Source organism: Rhodanobacter sp. DHG33 (assembly GCF_014843005.1).
Classification (GTDB): domain Bacteria; phylum Pseudomonadota; class Gammaproteobacteria; order Xanthomonadales; family Rhodanobacteraceae; genus Rhodanobacter_A.
The window spans coordinates 1-736 of sequence record NZ_JACYXM010000023.1 but is presented as its reverse complement, the minus strand read 5'-3'; the positions used below and the strand labels follow the sequence as shown (position 1 = coordinate 736).

1 protein-coding gene is annotated in these 736 nt (G+C 58.2%); it reads right to left on the bottom strand.

Going from position 1 to position 736, the window contains the following annotated elements; genetic code table 11:
• A partial coding sequence (locus tag IHE46_RS16795) for an AMP-binding protein (RefSeq protein ID WP_192166070.1) occupies positions 1-736 on the bottom strand: 736 nt, incomplete at both ends.

Sequence of the window (736 nt, the reverse complement as noted above, 5' to 3'; positions counted from 1 at the left end):
AGGAAGCGTTCGGCGGTGAGGTCGGGACGGTTCAGGTACCCGCGGGCGACACCGGCGCCGCCGATGTACAGCTCACCGGCGACCCCGAGAGGAACCGGCTGGCCGTGGGCATCGAGCAGGTAGATGCGCGTGTTGGCAATCGGACGGCCAATACTCTCGGTGACAAGCCCATCCCGATGCATTTGCATCCAAGTCGAGTATGTCGTTGTCTCGGAAGGGCCGTAAAGATTGCAAACATTCCGCACTGAGGTGCTTGCAAAGATGGCCTTGATCAAAGGCTCCTTCAGCGGCTCACCTGCCAAATTGACGGTGTGAAGCGATGAGGAGAGTGCCTTGGTACCAAGCAAAGCGCGGATAGCAGAAGGCACCGTGTTGATCATGGAAATGTTTTGCGGTGTTTCTATCAGCGTCAAGGTGTCATCGATGAGACATAGGGTGGTTCCTTGCGAGAGCGGGAGGAGGCATTCATAGACAGACAAATCGAAATTGATCGATGTCGAGAACAATGTTCGGGCAATCTGCGGTCGGTCGAAAGCGTTACCAGCCCACTGCAAGAGGTTGACGGTCTGTGCATGCTCGACCATGACGCCCTTGGGCATACCGGTGGAGCCGGAGGTATAGATGACGTAGGCGAGATGGGTGGAGGTGAGGCCCAGCATTTGCGGATCGGGATCGGCGACGGACTGGTGGGCCCACGTCGCGGGTGTACCGAGGTCGAGCACGGTCAGGTGAGCGA